The organism is Neoaquamicrobium sediminum, assembly GCF_040970315.1.
GTDB classification, from domain to species: Bacteria; Pseudomonadota; Alphaproteobacteria; order Rhizobiales; family Rhizobiaceae; genus Aerobium; species Aerobium sediminum.
Genome location: NZ_JAZHFV010000004.1, coordinates 135,415 through 154,418 on the forward strand (window position 1 = coordinate 135,415; position 19,004 = coordinate 154,418).

Annotated in this window: 26 protein-coding genes and 1 other RNA gene; 16 read left to right on the plus strand and 11 right to left on the minus strand. The window is 62.5% G+C overall.

Annotation, left to right across the window (positions count from 1 at the left end; genetic code table 11):
• Positions 1–21: 21 nt before the first annotated feature.
• Positions 22–285 (plus strand): ArsR/SmtB family transcription factor, encoded by a 264-nt coding sequence (locus V1479_RS13780; protein ID WP_173194641.1) that lies wholly within the window; start codon positions 22–24, stop codon positions 283–285.
• Between the two features lie 142 nt (positions 286–427).
• Here the strand turns inward: V1479_RS13780 and V1479_RS13785 are convergent, their stop codons facing one another.
• Positions 428–604, minus strand: coding sequence for a YdcH family protein (locus V1479_RS13785; protein ID WP_368803393.1), 177 nt, complete (start codon positions 602–604; stop codon positions 428–430).
• 229 nt (positions 605–833) lie between these two features.
• Here V1479_RS13785 and V1479_RS13790 point away from each other — a divergent pair, with 229 nt between their 5' ends.
• From V1479_RS13790 to V1479_RS13820, 7 genes are all read left to right on the plus strand, one after another.
• The gene (locus V1479_RS13790) at positions 834–1,037 is read left to right on the plus strand and encodes a YdcH family protein (RefSeq protein ID WP_173194639.1); all 204 of its coding nucleotides are present in this window, start codon (positions 834–836) and stop codon (positions 1,035–1,037) included.
• Between the two features lie 9 nt (positions 1,038–1,046).
• On the plus strand, positions 1,047–1,544 hold the full coding sequence (gene purE / locus V1479_RS13795) for a 5-(carboxyamino)imidazole ribonucleotide mutase (RefSeq protein ID WP_368803394.1): 498 nt from the start codon (positions 1,047–1,049) through the stop codon (positions 1,542–1,544).
• Positions 1,541–2,617 (plus strand): 5-(carboxyamino)imidazole ribonucleotide synthase, encoded by a 1,077-nt coding sequence (locus tag V1479_RS13800; RefSeq protein ID WP_368803395.1) that lies wholly within the window; start codon positions 1,541–1,543, stop codon positions 2,615–2,617. Before purE ends, V1479_RS13800 begins: the two co-directional genes overlap by 4 nt.
• A gap of 461 nt (positions 2,618–3,078) precedes the next feature.
• Positions 3,079–3,225 (plus strand): BA14K family protein, encoded by a 147-nt coding sequence (locus V1479_RS13805; protein ID WP_368803645.1) that lies wholly within the window; start codon positions 3,079–3,081, stop codon positions 3,223–3,225.
• A gap of 180 nt (positions 3,226–3,405) precedes the next feature.
• Positions 3,406–3,531: a type B 50S ribosomal protein L36 gene (gene ykgO, locus V1479_RS13810; RefSeq protein ID WP_148913503.1), complete on the plus strand. Its 126-nt coding sequence runs from the start codon at positions 3,406–3,408 to the stop codon at positions 3,529–3,531.
• 65 nt (positions 3,532–3,596) lie between these two features.
• A complete protein-coding gene (locus tag V1479_RS13815; RefSeq protein WP_368803396.1) occupies positions 3,597–4,187 on the plus strand; it encodes a tetratricopeptide repeat protein in 591 nt (196 codons plus the stop codon).
• Positions 4,188–4,241: 54 nt separating this feature from the next.
• A complete protein-coding gene (locus V1479_RS13820; RefSeq protein ID WP_368803397.1) occupies positions 4,242–5,303 on the plus strand; it encodes an alpha/beta fold hydrolase in 1,062 nt (353 codons plus the stop codon).
• Positions 5,304–5,310: 7 nt separating this feature from the next.
• On the opposite strand, the gene pyk is transcribed toward V1479_RS13820, so the two are convergent.
• The gene (pyk, locus tag V1479_RS13825) at positions 5,311–6,747 is read right to left on the minus strand and encodes a pyruvate kinase (protein WP_368803398.1); all 1,437 of its coding nucleotides are present in this window, start codon (positions 6,745–6,747) and stop codon (positions 5,311–5,313) included.
• Positions 6,744–7,229 (minus strand): DUF1036 domain-containing protein, encoded by a 486-nt coding sequence (locus V1479_RS13830; RefSeq protein ID WP_173194833.1) that lies wholly within the window; start codon positions 7,227–7,229, stop codon positions 6,744–6,746. Before V1479_RS13830 ends, pyk begins: the two co-directional genes overlap by 4 nt.
• A gap of 224 nt (positions 7,230–7,453) precedes the next feature.
• Here V1479_RS13830 and V1479_RS13835 point away from each other — a divergent pair, with 224 nt between their 5' ends.
• The 4 genes from V1479_RS13835 (at position 7,454) to V1479_RS13850 (ending at position 10,160) form a co-directional block, all read left to right on the plus strand.
• Complete coding sequence (locus V1479_RS13835; RefSeq protein WP_368803399.1) at positions 7,454–8,251, plus strand: N-formylglutamate amidohydrolase; 798 nt, start codon at positions 7,454–7,456, stop codon at positions 8,249–8,251.
• Positions 8,252–8,272: 21 nt separating this feature from the next.
• Entirely contained in the window at positions 8,273–8,581 is a 309-nt protein-coding gene (locus V1479_RS13840; RefSeq protein ID WP_368803400.1) for a DUF1244 domain-containing protein, read from the plus strand.
• Between the two features lie 79 nt (positions 8,582–8,660).
• Positions 8,661–8,924, plus strand: a complete 264-nt coding sequence (locus tag V1479_RS13845; protein WP_173194630.1) for a DUF2312 domain-containing protein — start codon at positions 8,661–8,663, stop codon at positions 8,922–8,924.
• Positions 8,925–8,999: 75 nt separating this feature from the next.
• Positions 9,000–10,160, plus strand: a complete 1,161-nt coding sequence (locus tag V1479_RS13850) for a M20 aminoacylase family protein (RefSeq protein ID WP_368803401.1) — start codon at positions 9,000–9,002, stop codon at positions 10,158–10,160.
• A 197-nt stretch (positions 10,161–10,357) separates the two neighbouring features.
• On the opposite strand, the gene msrB is transcribed toward V1479_RS13850, so the two are convergent.
• The 6 genes from msrB to V1479_RS13880 form a co-directional block, all read right to left on the minus strand.
• A complete protein-coding gene (gene msrB, locus V1479_RS13855; RefSeq protein WP_368803402.1) occupies positions 10,358–10,759 on the minus strand; it encodes a peptide-methionine (R)-S-oxide reductase MsrB in 402 nt (133 codons plus the stop codon).
• Positions 10,760–10,855: 96 nt separating this feature from the next.
• Positions 10,856–11,290, minus strand: coding sequence for a hypothetical protein (locus V1479_RS13860; RefSeq protein ID WP_368803403.1), 435 nt, complete (start codon positions 11,288–11,290; stop codon positions 10,856–10,858).
• A gap of 3 nt (positions 11,291–11,293) precedes the next feature.
• The gene (locus tag V1479_RS13865; RefSeq protein WP_368803404.1) at positions 11,294–12,484 is read right to left on the minus strand and encodes a vWA domain-containing protein; all 1,191 of its coding nucleotides are present in this window, start codon (positions 12,482–12,484) and stop codon (positions 11,294–11,296) included.
• Positions 12,485–12,965: 481 nt separating this feature from the next.
• Positions 12,966–13,412: a GNAT family N-acetyltransferase gene (locus V1479_RS13870; RefSeq protein ID WP_368803405.1), complete on the minus strand. Its 447-nt coding sequence runs from the start codon at positions 13,410–13,412 to the stop codon at positions 12,966–12,968.
• A gap of 90 nt (positions 13,413–13,502) precedes the next feature.
• Positions 13,503–14,060, minus strand: coding sequence for an imm11 family protein (locus V1479_RS13875; RefSeq protein WP_368803406.1), 558 nt, complete (start codon positions 14,058–14,060; stop codon positions 13,503–13,505).
• An 18-nt stretch (positions 14,061–14,078) separates the two neighbouring features.
• Complete coding sequence (locus V1479_RS13880; RefSeq protein WP_368803407.1) at positions 14,079–14,918, minus strand: AAA family ATPase; 840 nt, start codon at positions 14,916–14,918, stop codon at positions 14,079–14,081.
• Between the two features lie 167 nt (positions 14,919–15,085).
• Between V1479_RS13880 and ssrS the strand changes: the two genes are divergently transcribed.
• Positions 15,086–15,242: non-coding RNA, 6S RNA (ssrS, locus tag V1479_RS13885), on the plus strand.
• Position 15,243: 1 nt separating this feature from the next.
• On the opposite strand, the gene V1479_RS13890 is transcribed toward ssrS, so the two are convergent.
• Entirely contained in the window at positions 15,244–15,723 is a 480-nt protein-coding gene (locus V1479_RS13890; RefSeq protein WP_368803408.1) for a GNAT family N-acetyltransferase, read from the minus strand.
• Positions 15,724–15,842: 119 nt separating this feature from the next.
• Here V1479_RS13890 and V1479_RS13895 point away from each other — a divergent pair, with 119 nt between their 5' ends.
• From V1479_RS13895 to V1479_RS13905, 3 genes are all read left to right on the plus strand, one after another.
• Positions 15,843–16,421, plus strand: coding sequence for a 5-formyltetrahydrofolate cyclo-ligase (locus tag V1479_RS13895; protein WP_438620529.1), 579 nt, complete (start codon positions 15,843–15,845; stop codon positions 16,419–16,421).
• Between the two features lie 9 nt (positions 16,422–16,430).
• The gene (locus V1479_RS13900; protein ID WP_368803409.1) at positions 16,431–17,252 is read left to right on the plus strand and encodes a TIGR00282 family metallophosphoesterase; all 822 of its coding nucleotides are present in this window, start codon (positions 16,431–16,433) and stop codon (positions 17,250–17,252) included.
• A 119-nt stretch (positions 17,253–17,371) separates the two neighbouring features.
• A complete protein-coding gene (locus tag V1479_RS13905) occupies positions 17,372–18,145 on the plus strand; it encodes a TerC family protein (protein WP_368803410.1) in 774 nt (257 codons plus the stop codon).
• A gap of 7 nt (positions 18,146–18,152) precedes the next feature.
• Here V1479_RS13905 and V1479_RS13910 read toward each other — a convergent pair whose 3' ends face one another.
• Positions 18,153–18,968, minus strand: a complete 816-nt coding sequence (locus tag V1479_RS13910; RefSeq protein ID WP_368803411.1) for an MBL fold metallo-hydrolase — start codon at positions 18,966–18,968, stop codon at positions 18,153–18,155.
• Between the last annotated feature and the right edge of the window lie 36 nt (positions 18,969–19,004).

Here is a 19,004-nt window from a genome sequence, read left to right on the forward strand (position 1 = left end):
GCGGGCGGGTTACAAATAACCATGACCCAGCCAGACGCGTTCATGGCCATTGCGGACACCAATCGCCGTCATCTGCTCGAGGAGCTGAGGCGCGGGCCGAAGACCGTCAACGAACTCGCCCTGGGGTTGCCAGTCTCGCGGCCCGCCGTTTCACAACATCTCAAGGTCTTGCTGGATACCGGACTGGTCAGCGCCCGCTCGCAGGGAACGCGGCGTATCTATGCGATCAGCAACCAGGGGTTCCTGAAGCTTAACATCTGGCTGGATCAGTTCTGGGAGGAATAGCGCCGCCTCGGCGCAGGCACATCCTCGTTGCGGCGTAGGCCCGCATGCGCATTTGCGGGCAGACAACGCCACTAAGCGCCGATGGCGCGGGCGCCATCGGCTTTGCTAGAAGTGCAGCACCGTTGCGGTGCCTATGTGCCGATTAATGTCGCGTCGGCGAACTCAGTTTTTCTATCTCGTCCTTGAGGGCCAGCTTGCGCCGCTTGAGCTTGGCGATTTCGAGGGTATCGCACGACGGGTGCGTCAAAGCCTCGTCGATCTCGCGTTCGATATCGCCATGCTTCCGTTGCAGCTCTGCAAGATGGGATGCAAGAGACATGATAGATTCTCCCTTCATCGTTCCTCGATCGCGCCATCCCGAGCGTCCACCGCAGGTCGCTTCGTGACAGCGCCATGACACTTTGCCATCGAACGACAATCGTGTCGAATGGAGCGTAGTAGCATTTCCTGACAGGTCGAAATGTGTTATGAGGCGCTCGCCGGTCGCGGAAGCTCCGGAACCCGCCCGCGCAGGCGATTCCCGCCTCACAATCTTCAGACGGTTGAGCATGTCGGAACAGGAACAGGCCGAGATTCGTCTCGAGTTTGCAAAGGTCAAACAGGAACACACGGACTTCGATGCCGCGATCAATGCTATGATCGCGGTGGGCTGCGATCCACTGCAGATCCAGCGCATGAAGAAGAAGAAACTGACCCTGAAGGACCGCATGCAGCAGCTGGAAGATCGTATCATTCCCGACATAATCGCGTGAGGGACGGACATGACCGGCCATAGCGCTGACGTCGCCATCATCATGGGCAGCCAGTCCGATTGGGCGACCATGCGGCACGCCGCAGATACGCTTGGCGAACTGGGCATTTCGCATGAATGCCGCATCGTGTCGGCACACCGCACTCCGCAGCGCCTCTACGATTTCGCGACTGGTGCCAAGGCGGCCGGGTTCAAGGTGATTATCGCCGGCGCCGGCGGTGCAGCGCACCTGCCCGGCATGACCGCTGCGATGACGCCGTTGCCGGTATTCGGCGTGCCCGTCGAATCGAAGGCGCTTTCGGGGCAGGATTCCCTGTTGTCGATCGTGCAGATGCCGGCCGGCATTCCCGTCGGCACGCTTGCCATTGGCAAGGCGGGTGCGACGAACGCGGCGCTCCTGGCCGCCGCAGTTCTCGCTCTTGGAGACGAGGCGCTGGCGGCGCGCCTCGATGGGTGGCGCGCGTCGCGTACCGCCGCCGTAGCCGACCACCCCTCCGACGACGCATGACCTTCCCGCTTCAGCCCGGCGCCTGCATCGGCATCATCGGGGGCGGCCAGCTTGGCCGCATGCTGGCGATGGCCGCAGCCCGCCTCGGCTATCGCATTATCGTGCTCGAACCGCAGGCGGATTGTCCCGCCGCGCAGGTCGCCAGCCGCCAGATTATTGCCGCCTATGACGATGCACATGCGCTGGCCGAACTGGCGCGGGAATGCGCCGTGGTGACCTACGAATTCGAGAACGTGCCTGTCCATGCAGCCGAAATGCTGGCTGCCGACGTGACTGTCGCCCCGCCGCCGCGTGCGCTTGAGGTTGCCCAGGACCGTCTCGCCGAGAAGACTGCCCTGAACGAGATGGGCATATCCACAGCGCGCTTCGTTGCCGTGGACAGCGATGCAGATCTCGACAAGGCTTTGAGCACCTTTGGTGGAGCAGGTGTGCTCAAGACACGGCGCATGGGCTACGACGGCAAGGGCCAGCGCGTGTTCCGGGCAGGCGGTACGGCAGAGATTGCCGGTTGCTATGACGAGATGGGTGGCGTGCCGCTCATCCTCGAGGCGCTGGTTCCGTTCGAGCGAGAAATATCCGTTATTGCGGCGCGCGGGCGAGATGGCGGCATCGCCGTCTACGATGCGGCTGAAAACGTCCACCGCGCCGGCATCTTGCATACGTCGACGGTGCCGGCCATTGCATCGCCGGATACGCTTTCAGCGGCCCGGGAGGCGGCGAAGGCAATCCTCGATGGGCTCGGCTATGTCGGCGTCATAGGCGTCGAGTTTTTCGTGATGGCGGATGGCAGCGTGCTTGCCAACGAGATTGCGCCGCGGGTGCACAATTCCGGGCACTGGACCGAGGCCGCATGCTTGGTCTCGCAATTCGAGCAGCATATTCGCGCGGTCGCCGGACTGCCGCTTGGCAACCCTGATCGGTATAGCGATTGCGTCATGGAAAATCTGATCGGCGACGATGTAGAGCGGGCACCAGCGTTACTCGCCGAACCGGGCGTGATGCTGCATCTCTACGGCAAGGCCGAGGCTCGACCTGGACGCAAGATGGGCCACTTCACGCGCCTCACGCGGTGATCCGCCGAGCGACGGCCGTGGGTCAGGTGTGCGGCTTCATCGGACGCTCCCGCCAACATTGCCATAATGTAACGAAACTAAAGGCCGGCCCTGCCGTTTCCTCAATGATAGGGACTTATGCAGGAGGCTGTTCGATGTTTAAATTATCATCCGCGCTTTGCCATGTGCTGGCGCTTTCATTTGCAGTTGGTACGGCGGTACCCGCTGCCGCTGCGCCGGTTTTCGTGCCCAATGCGCCGGCCGTATCTTCCGCTGTGACGAATGTGCAGTATCGGCGAGACCGTGACTACCGTCGCGACAACCGCAGGGATCGGGGCCGAGACAGGTTCGAACGCCGTGGAAACAGCACTTACTGGCGTGGTCACAGAGGCTACAGGGATCGTCGTCCCGGCTACCGGCAGTATAATGGTTTCTGGTTCCCGCCGGCGGCCTTCATCGCCGGTGCGATCATCGGCGGCGCCATGAATCAGGCGCCTGCGGTCAGATCGCGTGGAGGTTCAGCTCACGTCCAGTGGTGCTACGACCGGTGGCGGTCGTACCGGGCCTACGACAATACCTATCAGCCATATAACGGTCCGCGCCGCCAGTGCGTATCGCCATATAGCTGAGAATGAACGGATGCCCGGCCCCCGCCAAGCGGGCCGGGCACCCTCTGCAAGAGCGCTACAAGGCGTCGGCGCGGTTGACACGGCCCCGTCAACTCGTCTATGAGCCATCGCAGATTTGCGGCGCGCCTCGGGCGCGCTTTTATGTTGGCCCGCCAGGGCATCAGGAAACGGGCTATACCGATGAAGATCAAGAACTCGCTCAAGGCGCTCAAGAGCCGTCACCGCGACAACCGCATGGTTCGCCGCAAGGGCCGCGTCTACATCATCAACAAGACCGCGCCGCGCTTCAAGGCTCGCCAGGGCTGAGGCCCGCGCGCTTCTCACGCGAATTTCAGTTTGACGTTCCGCGATGCGGGGGTACCTTCTCCCGCATGCGGAACGTTTTTGCCATTTTGACGGTGATTCTGGCGGCATTGCCCCTTGCGGCCGCGCTCGCCCAGACAACCGGGCGGTCGTCCACCGGTATTGCTGCCGAAGAGCCGCAGGCGCGGGTCGACAGGCTATTCGATGAATTGAGGCGGGCGCGCAACGAACAGGCGGCAGAGCGTGTGGCCTCACGTCTACGCAGCGAATGGGCGCGGTCTGGAAGCGCCTCCGTCGATCTTCTGATGCAATGGTCGCAGGAGGCCATGAAGAAGGAAGACAACGCGGTCGCGATGGATTTCCTCGATCAGGTGGTGATGCTGGCACCCGACTACGCAGAAGGCTGGAACCGGCGCGCCACGCTGCATTTCACGATGGAGAATTATTCGAAGTCGATGGCGGACATTGGCCGTGTGCTTCGCCTAGAGCCACGCCATTTCGGCGCCCTTGGCGGCATGGCGACGATTCTCAAGAACACCGGTCACAAGGAAGCGGCGATGCACGCCTATGAGCGGGTGCTGAATGTTTATCCAATGATGCGCAGCGCCCAGACGGAATTGGGCAATCTGGCCGATGAACTTGCCGGCCAAGGCATTTGACGGCTGGCTGAAGCCAGGCGAAACTGATCCTCATACTTCCTCGTAATTATCCGCATGAATCTTCTTACCGCCGCGATCTGCGGCCTGCTCGCCCTCTTCCTCGCGCTCGTCGGGGTCAGCCGCGTTGGCGCATGGCTGATCGAACGGCGCTATCCGCCTGTCGGCAGCTTCGCGGAAGTCGGAGGTACGAAAGTCCATCACGTCCATATTCCGGCCGGTTCGGCGGCTGACCTGCCCCCGGTGGTGTTCATCCACGGCGCAAGCGGCAATCTGCTGGACCAGATGGTTCCCGTACGCCCGCTGCTGGAAGGCAGGGCCGAGATGCTGTTTGCGGACCGACCCGGACATGGATGGTCGGAGCGCGGCTCTGGCAATGGCGATCCCGTGGCGCAGGCGAATACGATCGCAGCTCTTATGGATCATTACGGCATGGAAAAGGCCATTATCGTCGGCCATTCCTTCGGTGGTGCGGTCGCTGCCGCATTTGCCGTTGAGCATCCCGAAAAGACGCAGGGGCTGGTATTCCTTTCGGCTGCGACGCACCCTTGGCCCGGCGGGGCGACATCCTGGTATTACAAACTGTCGTCGATGCCCGTGCTGGGGCGTCTTTTCGTGGAAGCGCTCGCATGGCCCGGCGGCACGCTGCAGATGGGGGCGGCTTCTGTCTGCGTGTTCGCGCCGAACCGGATGCCGGAGACCTATCTCGCCGACGCCGCGATACCCCTGGTGCTGCGGGCTTCCGCTTTCCGATGGAACGCGACCGATGTCGCGGGCCTCTACGACCATGTCGCCGTCTATTCGAAACGCTATGGCGAGATCGCGACCCCGACCGTCGTCATTTCGGGCAACCGCGATACGGTCGTCTACGAGGAAATCCATTCCGCCGGGCTTGCACGCGACATTCCGGGCGCCGAGATGATCTGGGTGAATAATATGGGCCACAAACCCGACTGGGTGGCGCCTGATCTGGTGGTCGCGGCGATCGAAAAAGTGTCAGGCAATGCCGTCGACATTCAAGCGGCAGCAAAGCAGGTTGAGGCCCGCATAGAAGACGACGCGTTCGGCCCTCCCGCTGCCTGCCCCGACGAGAAACCCGAACTCTCCCCGGCGGGTTGAAGACCGGTCAGAGACCGCTCATGCCGTCAGAGCCGATATAGGCGATGCGCAGCATGTTGGTTGCGCCCGGCGTGCCCAGCGGAACGCCGGCGGTGATGATGATGCGATCACCGGCGTGGCCGAAATCTTCCTGGAAGGTGATGCGGCAGGCGCGATCGACCATGTCGTCGAGGTTGCTTGCGTCCTGCGTCACGACGCAATGGGTGCCCCACACCAGCGACAGCCGTCGTGCGGTCTCGACAACGGGCGACAGCGCGATGATCGGTAGCTGCGGGCGCTCGCGGGCCGCGCGAAGACCGGTGGTGCCGGAGGAGGTGTAGGTCACGATCGCCGACAGCTTCAGCGTCTCGCCGATCTGCCGTGCTGCAAGCGAGATGGCGTCGGCGCCGGTCGCTTCGGGTTCGGAGCGTTGGGCGTTGATGATGCCGGGATAGAGCGGGTCCTTCTCCACCCGCGTCGCGATCGCGTCCATCGTGGCGACTGCCTCGACCGGATAGTCGCCGGCAGCCGATTCGGCTGAAAGCATGATCGCGTCGGCGCCTTCGAAAACGGCAATCGAGACGTCGGAAACCTCGGCGCGTGTCGGAACCGGCGCGGTGATCATCGATTCAAGCATCTGGGTGGCAACCACCACCGGCTTGCCGGCGCGCCGGGCGGCGCGGGTAATCTGCTTCTGGATGCCGGGCACCGCCTCAAGCGGCATTTCCACGCCGAGGTCGCCGCGTGCCACCATCAGCGCGTCGGACAGTTCTATGATCTCGGCAAGCCGCGTGACTGCCTGCGGCTTCTCGATCTTGGACATCAGCGCCGCGCGGCCGCGGGCAACCTTGCGCACTTCCGCCAGATCTTCAGGCCGCTGCACGAAGGACAGCGCGATCCAGTCGACGCCGGTGGCAAGAACCGCCTCGAGATCCTTGCGGTCCTTGTCCGTCAGCGCGCCGATCGGCAGGTCGGTATCGGGCAGGCTCACACCCTTTCGATTGGATATCTTCGTGCCGGCGACGACGGTGCAGACGATCTTGTGCCCGTCGGTCTCGACCGCCTTGAGCTGGAGCTTTCCGTCATCAATCAGAAGCCTGTGGCCCGGCTCGACCGACTGCAGGATTTCCGGGTGCGGAAGCTGCACGCGCGTCTCGTCGCCGGGCGCAGGGTCGTCATCCAGTACAAAGGTCTGGCCCGGCGTCAATTCGACGGAATCACTGGCAAACTTGCCTACGCGGAGCTTCGGCCCCTGCAAATCCGCAAGAATGCCGATCGGACGGCCGACATCCTTTTCCACCTTGCGGATGCGCTCGACCAGCGTGCGCATCAGCGGATGGTCGGCGTGGCTCATATTGATGCGGAACACGTCCGCCCCGGCTTCGAAAAGCCGCCTGATCATAACTTCTTCCGAAGATGCCGGTCCGAGCGTCGCGAGTATCTTGACCTTGCGGCTACGTCTCATTGATTACCCGTTCCCGTGACGGCAGCGCCGCCATTTGCCGGCTCGTCGGTGAGCTGGACCATCCAGCTCGCCTGTTCCCGTGTGTCGTATTCCTGGAAGCCAGCGCGCTGGAAGCCGCGCGCGAAGCAGTCTCCGGCACCGGCAATCTTGAACTCGCGCTCGGCCACGCACATGTTGACCGGCCCGTCCCAGCGTCCGCCGCGCTCGGCGTCTTCGGCATAAAGATAATAATAGCGTGAGGACAGTGCGCCCTCGATCAGCGTCTTGCAGGTCGAGCCTTCGATGTGCCACCAGCCCTCGGTGACCCAGCCGGTGCTGGCGCGATAGCCGATGGAAACGCCGACGAGGCTTTGCGTTGCGTTGCAGACGCGGAAATCGGCAAGCGCAGGTGTCGCGGTCGCCAGCGCGGAACCCGCTATGGCGAAGCCGGACAAGCCTGCCAGGAGGCAGAAACGTGTCGCTCTCGCCGAAGCCGTCTTCATCACCCTCGCCACCGGAATCGTCATCTCTCAAGTCCTTTTCGGGGAAGTGCAAGCCTGTGTCAACGCATGCCGACGGGCAGGTGAACCGATTTAGATTGCGGATTCGACAGCCGACGAGCATCCTCGCCGATCCTGCCCGAAAGCGTGTCGAAACAGCGGCATTGCATGGTTCGGCGGTTCATGAAACACAGGCCGCTGCATCTTTTCAACTTTCGGATTGTTTGATGACGCGTGACGCCCTTTTCGCTCCTTTCGAAGCCATCGAAGGCGACCGGACGAAGGGCCTGGTCCTCCTCGCGGACCATGCCGGACGCGCGCTTCCCGAGGAGTATGGCGATCTCGGCCTGCCTGCCGCGGAATTCGATCGGCACATAGCCTACGACATCGGCGTCGAGACCGTGACGCGCCGGCTGGCCGAGCGCCTCGGCGTGCCGGCGGTGATGGCGCGCTTTTCGCGCCTCCTCATAGATCCCAACCGCGGCGAGGATGATCCGACTCTGATCCGCCAGCTCTATGACGGCACGATCGTGCCCGCCAATTATCCGATGAGCGACGAGGAGCGGGAACGGCGGCTGGAGCGCTATTATCGCCCATACCACGACGCCGTCGGGTCGATGGTTGCCTCGGTCGCGTCGGCAACGGGCGCCGCACCTTTCATCTTCTCGATCCATTCCTTCACGCCTTCCATGCAGGGCCGCGCCCGGCCGTGGCATGTCGGGGTGCTGTGGGACTCAGACGCCCGCGCAGTGCGGCCGCTGCTCGACATGCTTTCCGCCGATCCCGCACTGACGGTGGGCGACAACGAACCCTATGACGGCGCGCTGCGCGGCGACACCATGTTCCGCCACGCCATCGTCAATGGCTACGCCCATGCGCTGATCGAGCTGCGGCAGGACCTGATCGTGGAAGCACGCGACGCCGAGGCGTGGGCGGATCGGCTGGTGCCCATCCTTGAAGCGATCAACGCGCTGCCCGATATTCATGAGGTGCAGCAGCATGGCTCGCGAACCGGGCCGATCTGAGCTGGCGAAGGAGCAATGACCATGCCCGACCTGACCGAGGACCAGAAGCGCGATTTCGAGGCGGCTGCCTTCCGCACCCTCGTGGAGCATTTGCGCACGCGCAGCGATGTGCAGAACATCGACCTGATGAATCTCGCCGGTTTCTGCCGCAACTGCTTGTCCAACTGGTATCGCGACGCGGCCGGGGAGGCTGGCGTCGCGCTCGACAAGGAAGATGCGCGGGAGATCGTCTACGGCATGCCCTATGCCGAGTGGCGCGCGAAATACCAGACCGAGGCGTCGGCCGAAAAGCAGACAGCATTCGAGGAAAACAGGCCGAAAGACCATTGATTCTTGGCTCCGTGTCGGGCAACCAAACGCCGACCTTTTGCCGCCCGAGTCGCGGCCCGACCAATCCGGAGATCCAAGCATGGCCGATGACATCACAGCCGAATCCGCCCAGACCGTAGCCGCGGGCCAGCTCCGCGCCTTCATCGAGCGCGTCGAGCGGCTCGAAGAAGAAAAGCAGACCATCGCGGACGACATCAAGGAAGTCTTCGCCGAGGCCAAGGGTACGGGCTTCGACACCAAGGCGATGCGCGTTATCATCCGGCTTCGCAAGAAGGACGCGAACGAGCGCCAGGAGGAAGAGGCGATCCTCGACCTCTACAAGGCCGCGCTCGGCATGGAATAGTTCACGGGCCGGCTCTGGCGGTTCCGGCAATCCGCTCCTAAGGTTGGTCAACCCACAACCGACGAAGGAGCCGACATGCCGATCCTCAACCGCGCGAGCGAGATGCAGCAGGATGCCGCCGGCTGGCGCCGGCTGCTGCACGAGCAGCCCGAGATCGGCTTCGACCTTCCCCGCACCACCGCTTTCGTTGCCGAAAAGCTCCGCGCATTCGGTTGCGACGAGGTGGTGACCGGCGTCGGCCGCACGGGCATTGTCGCGGTCATCCGCGGCAGGCTGGGCGAGGGGCCGGCCATCGGGTTGCGCGCCGACATGGATGCGCTGCCCATCGTCGAGGAGACCGGCAAGCCCTATGCGTCGAAGTCGCCGGGCCATATGCATGCCTGCGGCCATGACGGGCACACCACGATGCTGCTCGGCGCGGCGCAATATCTGGCCGAGACCCGCAATTTCGTCGGTTCCGTCGCGCTGATCTTCCAGCCGGCCGAGGAAATCGGCAGCGGCGCCAGGGCGATGCTCGATGATGGGCTGATGGAGCGTTTCGGCATCGAGCGCGTCTACGGCATGCACAACATGCCGGGAATCCCGACTGGCCAGTTCGCGGTCTGCGCCGGGCCGATCATGGCTGCCGTCGCCAAGTTCACCATCCGCATCAAGGGGCGGGGCGGGCACGCGGCCCGACCGCACACGACGATCGATCCGATTGTCACCGGGACGCAGCTCATCGATGCGTTGCAGTCGATCGTGGCGCGCAACGCCGATCCGGTCGCTTCCCTGGTGGTCACCATTACGCGGGTGATCGCGGGCACGGCCTACAACATCATTCCCGAAACGATCGAGATCTGGGGCACGACGCGCGCACTCGACATGGACAACGCCGCCATGGCCGAGCGCCGGATCGGGGAGGTCTGCGCCGGTATCGCCAAGGCGACGGGGGCCGAGATCGAGATCGACTACAGCCAGGCGCATCCGGTGACGTTCAACCGCGCGGAGGAGGCGGACTTCGTGGCGCAGGTCGCGCAAGAGGTGGCCGGAACGGTAGACCGGGCGGTGCGGTCGGTGATGGCCGGCGAGGATTTCTCGCACATGCTGACGGTGCGTCCGGGCGCGTTCATCTTCATCGGCAATGGCGACTCCGCCGGTTTGCACCACCCTGCATACGATTTCGACGACGAGGCGATCCCCGCCGGGGTAAGCTATTGGGTACGGCTGGTCGAGACGGCTTTGGCTTCGCGATAGCGTTTGGGTGCGTCCTTCGAGGCTCGCTGCGCTCGCACCTCAGGATGAGGACGGTTGTGCATCGCTCCCGCGGGCTCGGGGCTCGAAAGTCCTATCGTTGCACATGCATCAAGCTTGCTATCTCGCGGGACCAGTCGCCCACCTTCCTCATCCTGAGGTGCGAGCGGAGCGAGCCTCGAAGGACGCACGAACAGGCATTACGCCGGCTCGAACTCCAGCGCCACACCGTTGATGCAGTAGCGCAGGCCGGTCGGTGGCGGGCCGTCGGGGAAGACGTGTCCGAGGTGGCTGCCGCAATTGGCGCAATGCACTTCGGTGCGCACCATGCCGTAGCTGCGATCCTCGGTCATCTCGACCGAACCGGGCACCGGGTCGTTGAAGCTCGGCCAGCCGGTGCCGCTCTCGAACTTCAGCGTCGATTCGAACAGCGGCTGGTCGCAGCCGGCGCATTTGAAGGTGCCGGCGCGCTTTTCGTGCAGAAGGGCGCAGCTTCCGGGCCTTTCGGTGCCGTGCTGGCGCATGACTTGATACTGCTCGGGCGTCAGCAGCGCGCGCCACTCGGCGTCGGTGCGGGAGACGGGATAGGTCTTGGCGTCCATGGCGGTGGCTCCTGAATGGGGATCGCCACATATGTAATGCGGCCGCGTCCCGGCCTCAATGCCTGCGTGAACGGCCTTCTATAAGCATGTCCCACGTTACTGCTGCCGCTCGGCTGGAACTATCCAGAACACAAGTGACATGGTCACAAACACCGCCGCCGATATTGCACTTGCGGTAATTTGCGTGCCGCCCAAAAAGGATTCCGCTCCAACGCCAATATCGAAAACGTGTATCATAAAGTAGGATGAACATAAGACAGCAATGGAGCCGGAAATAAGAGAGAGTAAATTGCCTGCCGGTAGTTCTGGTCGTTTCCTGAGTTTTATGGAATAAATTGAGCAGCATATCGCTGGTATTGAAATTTCCGAAAACGATCTAAATTCAAAATAAAGTACGCCATATTTGATGTATAAAACTGAAACTGCTACCAATTTATAAATGAGCGCTGAAGCTATAAATGCCAAAACGTAGGCAATAGAAATCTTCAAATTCAATAACGCAATTGATTGTTTATTCTCTGCCTCGGGCATTTTTTAATGCCTCCTCGACAGCTCGCGCGTGGCCTGCTCCAGTCCGCTGAGCGTCAGCGGGTACATGCGCTGTGAGAAGAGTTCGGAGATCATGCCGATCGAATGCGTGTAGCCCCAGTGCTTCTCGCGGACGGGGTTGAGCCAGACGGCGTTGGGCCATTGCGCGGTGACGCGCGACAGCCAGGCGTGGCCCGGTTCCTCGTTCCAGTGCTCGACCGATCCACCGGGATAGGCAATCTCGTACGGGCTCATCGAGGCGTCGCCGACAAAGATGACCTTATAGTCCCTGCCGTATTTGTGCAGCACGTCCATGGTCGGGATGACCTCGGCGTGGCGGCGGCGATTGTCCTTCCACACGCCTTCGTAGAGGCAGTTGTGGAAGTAGAAATACTCCATGTGCTTGAACTCGACACGGGCCGCCGAAAACAGCTCCTCGACGACGCGGATGTGGTCGTCCATCGAACCGCCGACATCGAAGAACATCAGCAGCTTCACAGCATTGCGCCGCTCGGGCCGTGTCTGCACGTCGAGATAGCCATGCTCGGCCGTGGCATGGATGGTGCCGGGCAGGTCGAGCTCCTCTTCGGCACCCTCGCGCACCCAGCGGCGCAGGCGCTTGAGTGCGACCTTGATGTTACGCGTGCCGAGCTCGACGGAATCGTCGAAATTCTTGAACTCGCGCTTGTCCCACACCTTCACCGCGCGGCGATGGCGGCTTTCGTGCTGGCCGATGCGCACGCCTTCGGGATTGTAGCCATAGGCGCCGAAGGGCGAGGTGCCGGCTGTTCCGATCCATTTCGACCCGCCCTGATGACGGCCCTTCTGTTCCTCCAGCCGCTGCTTCAGCGTTTCCATCAGCTTCTCGAAGCCGCCAAGCGCCTCGACGAGCTTCTTTTCCTCTTCGCTCAGATGTTTTTCCGCGAGCCGGCGCAGCCATTCCTCGGGCAGGTTGGCAACGTCGACAGCCCCTTCGCCCGACACTGCCTCGACACCCTTGAAGACATGGCCGAAAACCTGATCGAAGCGGTCGATATGCCGCTCGTCCTTCACCAGCGCGGCGCGGGAGAGATAGTAGAACCCCTCCACGTCGTAGGTGACGAGATCGGCCTCCATGCCTTCGAGCAGGGTCAGATATTCCCGCAGCGACACGGGAACTTTTGCCGCTTTCAGCTCGAGGAAGAAGGGAATGAACATTTATTGATAATCTTATAGTTCGTGTTCGGATTGTGTTTGAGTTTTCTTCTTACAACAGAAGTCGATGGAAATAGATCAACTGCATTTCCTCGTTCGCTCAGCAGAGTCTGTCATCGGTTTCTGGTGGCAAGACGACCGACGGAATTGGTGTGCCTACTGTGGTATCCCGATGCGTCGCCGCGCGGGTGCCAACAAGCCTTTGCCCGTTACCAAAGCGACACGTGATCATATCGTCCCACGCCTTCTTGCCGGAGGACTAATCACCGTTCCCTGTTGCCTTGAGTGCAACCGAGCAAAGGGAACACAGTCTCTTCCGGAATTTCTTTGCGGGACGTATTTCATTGAAAAGCGGAAGAACAAACATCGACATCAATGGCCACTCGCGGACCTATGGCTTGTCGCGGGGCTGGCTTATCTGAAGAGAAGTCAAATACTCGCCAAACATGCACGCAAACTGGATCGCGGTTCGAGCCCATAATCCCTACCCTCCCTGGTACTTGATGAACGGCGTCAGCGTGCCGATGCGGTCGTAGAGCTTGCGCGCCGTCTCGTTGAAATGCTGGGTCATCCAGTAGACGCCGTTGGTGTCGAGCCGCTCGCCCTCGGCATAGACGGCCTCAATCAGCGCGCGGCCGATGCCCTTGCCGCGCACTTCGGGGTCGGCAAAGAGGTCCTGCAGATAGCAATTGTTCTTCACCGACCAGCAGGTGCGGTGGAGAATATAGTGGACGAGGCCGACCGCCTTGCCGTCGACGGTGGCGATGAAGCCGCGCGGCTCGTATTCGCCGTCGTCGAAGAGGCGCGCCCATGTCGAGGCGTAGACCTCCTCGGGCACCGTCGCCTCGTAGAATTTCAGATATTCGGTCCAGAGCCTGCGCCAGTCGGCGTGATCGGCCTCGGTCAGCGGGCGGATGGTGACGTCGGACACGCTACTCTCCCTGTTTCAGTATCGGTCCAGATTTGCCGCCGGGCCACGCGAGGGCAAGAGCCACGAAACCGCCGAAGGTTAACCCTGCCGTCATGTGCTGCTCCAGACCTTTTCGAATGCGAACCCGGTGAGGCCGGACGCATGTATCGCGTCCACTGCGTCGTCGCGCAGGAAGATGCTGCCTCGCGGCATACGCTCAAGCTTGAAGACGGGTCCGGCGTCGGCAACTTCCCGCCTGAACATGTAGCGGGCAACATCCATAATATCGCGCCCCGGCGTGAAATAGTGAATGTCCGACGCATTCTCGTCCAGCACATCGGCGAGTTTGTGGACATGGACGTAGTCGAGCTTCGGGTAGGGCGTTCCCCGCACCGGCACATACTGTGCCGCAGAACCGAAAAGCGGTTCGAGCAGGGCGCGGGCAGCGGGTTTCACCACCAGTCCGTGACTTCCCATCCACGGTGCATCGACGCTGCGCAAAGGCCGCCTGCGCGGTTCGTCGCCATGTGCCACGTGGAATGCCCTGATCGGCCGTTTCCACCACCGTATGCGGCTGGCGCCTGCGCCCAGCATCTTCTCCAGTTCCCGGGCGGTGTCGGTCACCACCCATTCGCCGCCTTCAGGTGGGATCGGGACGAAGATTTCCATAGCTGGCGAGCGCTCGCGCTATCCCTGCCGCCGGGCCATGAAGGCCAGCCGTTCGAAGAGGTGCACGTCCTGCTCGTTCTTCAAAAGCGCGCCGTGCAGCTTGGGCAGCGCGTTTTTCGGGTCTGCGCGCAGATCAGCCGGGTCGACGTCGTCGGCAACCAGTAGTCTGATCCAGTCGAGCGCTTCAGAGGTTGAGGGCTTCTTCTTCAGGCCCGGCACGTCCCGCACCTCGTAGAACTGGTTGAGGGCCGCGCGCACGAGGTTCTGCTTGATGCCCGGATAGTGCACGTCGACGATGCGCTGGAGCGTGTCCATGTCGGGGAAGCGGATGTAGTGGAAGAAGCAGCGGCGCAGGAAGGCGTCCGGCAGTTCCTTCTCATTGTTGGACGTGATGATGACGATCGGGCGTTGCCGCGCGCGCACGGTCTCACCGGTCTCGTAGACATGGAACTCCATCTTGTCGAGTTCCTGAAGAAGGTCGTTGGGGAACTCGATGTCGGCCTTGTCGATCTCGTCGATCAGCAGCACCACCTTGCGGTTAGCGGCAAAGGCCTCCCACAGCTTGCCGTGGCGGATGTAGTTGTTGATATCGTTGAAGCGATCATCGCCGAGCTGGCTGTCGCGCAGGCGCGAGACGGCATCGTATTCGTAGAGACCCTGCTGCGCGCGCGTGGTGGACTTGACGTGCCATTCGAGGAGATCGAGGCCGAGCGCGGCTGCGATCTGCTTGGCAAGCTCCGTCTTGCCGGTGCCGGGCTCACCCTTGACCAGCAGCGGCCGCTCCAGCGCGATCGCTGCATTTACCGCCACCATCAGGTCCTTGTCGGCGACATAGGCCGCCGTTCCTTCAAAACGCATTCATGCTCTCCTGTTCGTCGGGGCGGACAGTAGAGGCGGGCGCGGAACAGGGCAAGAAGACGCAGGGGCAGGCGGCAAAATCGTGGCCGGCGCGAAAAAGAGCCGCATGGAAACAGAAGTCATTCATTTCGCTGGCGAGACCGTTCGGTGAGCCCTATATTGGCTTTGGCGTTCTGCGCTTCCCGACAGGAGCAACTATTCCCCGGGGCCTTATTGATCCTTAGGGAGCTGTCCCTGGCCAGGCCCGTGGGCTTGGACATACGGCGCCCACCTACTTTGTAGGCTCCCGGGATCAACCGCTCCATCGGTTGTCGTGGAACGTCTCTTATTCCGGTCCGCCGGCGGCATCGTCCAGCATCAGAAGCATGATGAGGGCCGGCGCGAACTGTGTGTGCGTCTCGCCCGTCACCGCGAATCCGCATTTCTCGTAGAATCCCCTGGCCTCATGACCGGCGATGACGCTCATCCGCTTGGCACCCATGCCCGCGGCGATAGCCGCCGCGTGGCCCACCAAGAGCCTGCCTATCCCGCGGCCCCAGAAAGGCGGATCGACGAAAAGCCCTTCCAGTTCGTGTTCACCAGCCGATGCCGGCACGACCACGCAGAAGCCGGCAGGCTTCCGGTCCAACTCGGAGACAAACACGCGGCCTGCCTCGATCTGATCGACCGGCAACACCAGCACTTCCGGATGTGCCAGAAGCTGTTCGCGGTATCTGGATTCTGCAAGCGACGCCCGGCGCAAGATGCCTTCAAGTGCCGGCTGCTCGTCGGGCCGCGCAGGGCGCGCTGAATTTTCCTCGATCATGACCTAATCAGAATCGCTCGCATTTCGTGACGTCGATTTCAGGATAGAGCGGGGTCCGTCGAAGTTCTATGACCGGAGAGAGAAACTCGCGCGCCCGGCGCAAACCGGTGGAGGTGGCCTTGCACGCCCAGTTGAAGAAGCAGCTGCGCCAGGAAGCGCTGGCCCGGCGTGATGCGCTCGACGCCATATGGCGGGTCGAGGCCTCACTTACGATGGCCGAGGCGGCCTCGGCCATCGACATCGAGCCGGGAATGGTCGTTTCAGGCTTCTGGCCGATGCGTTCGGAGGTCGACGTGCGGCCGCTGATGTTCGCGCTGCGCGAAAAGGGGGCGCGGCTCTGCCTGCCCGCGATCCTCGACAAAACGACCATCGTGTTTCGCGAGCTCGTTCGGGGTGCGCCGTTGATCGACATGGGCTTCGGGACAGCAGGACCGGGCGAGGAGGCGGACGTGCTCGAACCTGCGCTGATGCTGATGCCGCTGGCGGCGTTCGATGCGCGCGGCCACCGCATCGGCTATGGCGCGGGCTACTACGATCGGGCGATCGACCGCCTGCATCGCAGGAATTTGACGCCGCGGCTGATCGGCATCGCCTTCGACTGCCAGCTCGTTCCAGAGGTGCCGAACCAGGACCACGATGTGCAGCTCGAAGAAATCCTCACCGAAAGCGGCTTGCGCGGGTTTCCCCTGGCCTTATAGACACCTGTCATGAGACTTCTTTTTCTGGGCGACATGGTCGGGCGATCCGGCCGCACGGCGGTGTGGGAAAGGCTTCCGGGCCTGATCTCCGATTTCCGGCTCGATTTCGTGATCGTCAATGGCGAGAACGCGGCCGGCGGCTTCGGCATCACCGAGGACATCTATCTGGCGACGCTGGAAGCAGGCGCCGACGTGGTGACCACCGGCAACCATGTCTGGGACCAGCGCGAGGCACTGGAATTCGCGTCGCGCTCCGATCGCTTCCTGCGGCCGGCCAATTTTCCGATCGGCACGCCCGGCAGGGGAACCGGCCTCTATGAGGCCCGCAACGGCGCGCGCGTGTTCGTGACCAACATCATGGGCCGGGTCTTCATGCATCCGGAGCTCGACGATCCGTTCCAGGCGGGCGAACGCGAGCTCGCGGCTTGCCCGCTGGGCGAGCAGGCGGATGCGGTGGTGATCGACTTCCACGCCGAGGCGACCTCGGAAAAGATGTGCTTCGCGCATTTTGTCGACGGGCGTGCAAGCCTTGTGGTCGGGACCCATACGCACCAGCCGACGGCCGACCACCAGATCCTCAATGGCGGCACGGGCTACCTGACGGATGCGGGTATGTGCGGCGACTACGATTCGTCGCTCGGCATGGACAAGGAGGAGCCGCTGAACCGCTTCTTGTCCAAGGTGCCAAAGGGCCGCTTCGAGGCTGCGAGCGGGCCGGCAACGATCTGCGGCGTTGGCCTCGACATCTCCGATCGCACGGGCCTTGCAGAGCGGATCGCGCCGCTGCGGCTAGGCCCGCGGCTCGAAGAGACGGTGCCCGCATTCTGGTAGGCGTGCGGGAACCAAACCGGCGCTCGTGGATTTCCGGCAGGCGCCGCGGCGGTTGACGCCGGGGCGCAGGGGCGCCTAATTCTCTCAACCTTTCTTTTTCTCCATAGCCGGGGACACCGATGATTGAGTTCTTCGCCGGACATTTCGACTGGCTTTCAGATCCCACCGCCTGGGTTGCACTGGTCACGCTGGTCGTGCTCGAGGTCGTTCTCGGCATCGACAATCTGATCTTCATCTCGATCCTGACCAACAAGCTCCCGGAAGAACACCGGGTAAGGGCAAGGCGGATCGGCATTGGCGGCGCGCTCATCATGCGGCTCCTGCTGCTCGCCACCGTTGCGTGGATCGTGCAGCTCACCACTCCGCTGTTCGTGCTGTTCGATCACCCGTTCTCCTGGCGCGACCTGATCCTGATCGCGGGTGGTCTGTTCCTGGTGTGGAAGGCCACCAAGGAAATCCATCATTCCGTGGATCACGATGACGGCAAGGAGAACATGATCGGCCAGACGATCCAGATCTCGCTCGCGGGCGCGATCTTCCAGATCCTGCTTCTGGACCTCGTGTTCTCGATCGACTCGATCATCACTGCGGTCGGCATGACCGACGAGATCGCCATCATGTACATCGCGGTCATCTTCGCGGTGACGGTGATGCTGGTTGCCGTCAATCCGCTGTCGCATTTCATCGAGAAGAACCCGACGATCGTGATGTTGGCGCTGGCCTTCCTGCTGATGATCGGCATGACGCTGATCGCCGACGGCATGGGCTTCCATGTGCCCAAGGGCTACATCTACGCGGCCATGGGCTTCTCGGCGCTGGTGGAGGGCCTGAACATGCTGGCGCGGCGCAAGCGTGCACGAGACAAGGCTGCGGGCATCGACGCGGCACATTGATGCCGCGTCAAACGCCCTTGAGCACCAGAATGGTGGGGCGCGGGGGCAGGGTGCGCAGAGATACGCTGAAGGACGGCTCCTCGGCGTGGCGGACATCGAAGGTTTCGCCCATGCGGCCGGTGAACTCGGCCATCGGCGTCGCATGGCGGTGCATGGGCAGGATGAGCGAGGAGAAAAGCCGGGTGGCGATCTCGCTCATCGCTCCGACCGAGAGCGTCATGCCGCCGTCGATCGGTACCATCAGTATATCGAGACGCCCGATGGCGCCGTAATGTGCGTCCTCCAGCCGGTGGTGCAGGTGGCCGAGATGGCCGATGCAAAGCCCGGCAACCTCGAAGATGAAGATCGAATTGCCACCTTCCTCCATGCCGCCCCACGAGCGTATGTCGGTTGGCACGTTGCGGATGTAGATGTCGTCCACGACGACGGTATGGCGGGCGGGTCCGCCTTCCGGGTTCCAGCCGCGCAGGACGTATTCGATGCCCGGATCCGGACTTTCCGTGAAATGGGTGCGGTGCGCCTTGTTCATCGTGACGATGCGCGGCAAAGGCTCGGCGCCGTAGTAACCGGAGAAATCGGTGGCGATGCGCACGCCGCCCGGCGTCTCGATCACGTAGGTCGAGTGGCCAGCATAAGTGATCGTCACGTCTCCATCGACGAAGGTCTGCGCAGGTGTAAAGTTTGCGTAGATGACATGGGGAAGCGTTTCTGCGATCGCGACGCATCTGCTCGGCGGTGGCTCCACCTGATCCTGGGCCATGGCGCCCGCAGGAAGGGTGGCAAGGATGGTGGCGGCAAGGGCGAGGCGGTGGAACAGGCACATAGCGGTTCTCCGGGCTTCGAGCGTCGCCCGGCAGGT

Excerpts from the sequence above, each read along its gene's own strand:
- V1479_RS13780 (WP_173194641.1), top strand. The coding sequence starts at position 22 with ATGACCCAGCCAGACGCGTTCATGGCCATTGCGGACACCAATCGCCGT.
- V1479_RS13785 (WP_368803393.1), bottom strand. The coding sequence starts at position 604 with ATGTCTCTTGCATCCCATCTTGCAGAGCTGCAACGGAAGCATGGCGAT.
- V1479_RS13790 (WP_173194639.1), top strand. The coding sequence starts at position 834 with ATGTCGGAACAGGAACAGGCCGAGATTCGTCTCGAGTTTGCAAAGGTC.
- purE (WP_368803394.1), top strand. The coding sequence starts at position 1,047 with ATGACCGGCCATAGCGCTGACGTCGCCATCATCATGGGCAGCCAGTCC.
- V1479_RS13800 (WP_368803395.1), top strand. The coding sequence starts at position 1,541 with ATGACCTTCCCGCTTCAGCCCGGCGCCTGCATCGGCATCATCGGGGGC.
- V1479_RS13805 (WP_368803645.1), top strand. The coding sequence starts at position 3,079 with ATGAATCAGGCGCCTGCGGTCAGATCGCGTGGAGGTTCAGCTCACGTC.
- ykgO (WP_148913503.1), top strand. The coding sequence starts at position 3,406 with ATGAAGATCAAGAACTCGCTCAAGGCGCTCAAGAGCCGTCACCGCGAC.
- V1479_RS13815 (WP_368803396.1), top strand. The coding sequence starts at position 3,597 with ATGCGGAACGTTTTTGCCATTTTGACGGTGATTCTGGCGGCATTGCCC.
- V1479_RS13820 (WP_368803397.1), top strand. The coding sequence starts at position 4,242 with ATGAATCTTCTTACCGCCGCGATCTGCGGCCTGCTCGCCCTCTTCCTC.
- pyk (WP_368803398.1), bottom strand. The coding sequence starts at position 6,747 with ATGAGACGTAGCCGCAAGGTCAAGATACTCGCGACGCTCGGACCGGCA.
- V1479_RS13830 (WP_173194833.1), bottom strand. The coding sequence starts at position 7,229 with ATGAAGACGGCTTCGGCGAGAGCGACACGTTTCTGCCTCCTGGCAGGC.
- V1479_RS13835 (WP_368803399.1), top strand. The coding sequence starts at position 7,454 with ATGACGCGTGACGCCCTTTTCGCTCCTTTCGAAGCCATCGAAGGCGAC.
- V1479_RS13840 (WP_368803400.1), top strand. The coding sequence starts at position 8,273 with ATGCCCGACCTGACCGAGGACCAGAAGCGCGATTTCGAGGCGGCTGCC.
- V1479_RS13845 (WP_173194630.1), top strand. The coding sequence starts at position 8,661 with ATGGCCGATGACATCACAGCCGAATCCGCCCAGACCGTAGCCGCGGGC.
- V1479_RS13850 (WP_368803401.1), top strand. The coding sequence starts at position 9,000 with ATGCCGATCCTCAACCGCGCGAGCGAGATGCAGCAGGATGCCGCCGGC.
- msrB (WP_368803402.1), bottom strand. The coding sequence starts at position 10,759 with ATGGACGCCAAGACCTATCCCGTCTCCCGCACCGACGCCGAGTGGCGC.
- V1479_RS13860 (WP_368803403.1), bottom strand. The coding sequence starts at position 11,290 with ATGCCCGAGGCAGAGAATAAACAATCAATTGCGTTATTGAATTTGAAG.
- V1479_RS13865 (WP_368803404.1), bottom strand. The coding sequence starts at position 12,484 with ATGTTCATTCCCTTCTTCCTCGAGCTGAAAGCGGCAAAAGTTCCCGTG.
- V1479_RS13875 (WP_368803406.1), bottom strand. The coding sequence starts at position 14,060 with ATGGAAATCTTCGTCCCGATCCCACCTGAAGGCGGCGAATGGGTGGTG.
- V1479_RS13880 (WP_368803407.1), bottom strand. The coding sequence starts at position 14,918 with ATGCGTTTTGAAGGAACGGCGGCCTATGTCGCCGACAAGGACCTGATG.
- V1479_RS13890 (WP_368803408.1), bottom strand. The coding sequence starts at position 15,723 with ATGATCGAGGAAAATTCAGCGCGCCCTGCGCGGCCCGACGAGCAGCCG.
- V1479_RS13900 (WP_368803409.1), top strand. The coding sequence starts at position 16,431 with ATGAGACTTCTTTTTCTGGGCGACATGGTCGGGCGATCCGGCCGCACG.
- V1479_RS13905 (WP_368803410.1), top strand. The coding sequence starts at position 17,372 with ATGATTGAGTTCTTCGCCGGACATTTCGACTGGCTTTCAGATCCCACC.
- V1479_RS13910 (WP_368803411.1), bottom strand. The coding sequence starts at position 18,968 with ATGTGCCTGTTCCACCGCCTCGCCCTTGCCGCCACCATCCTTGCCACC.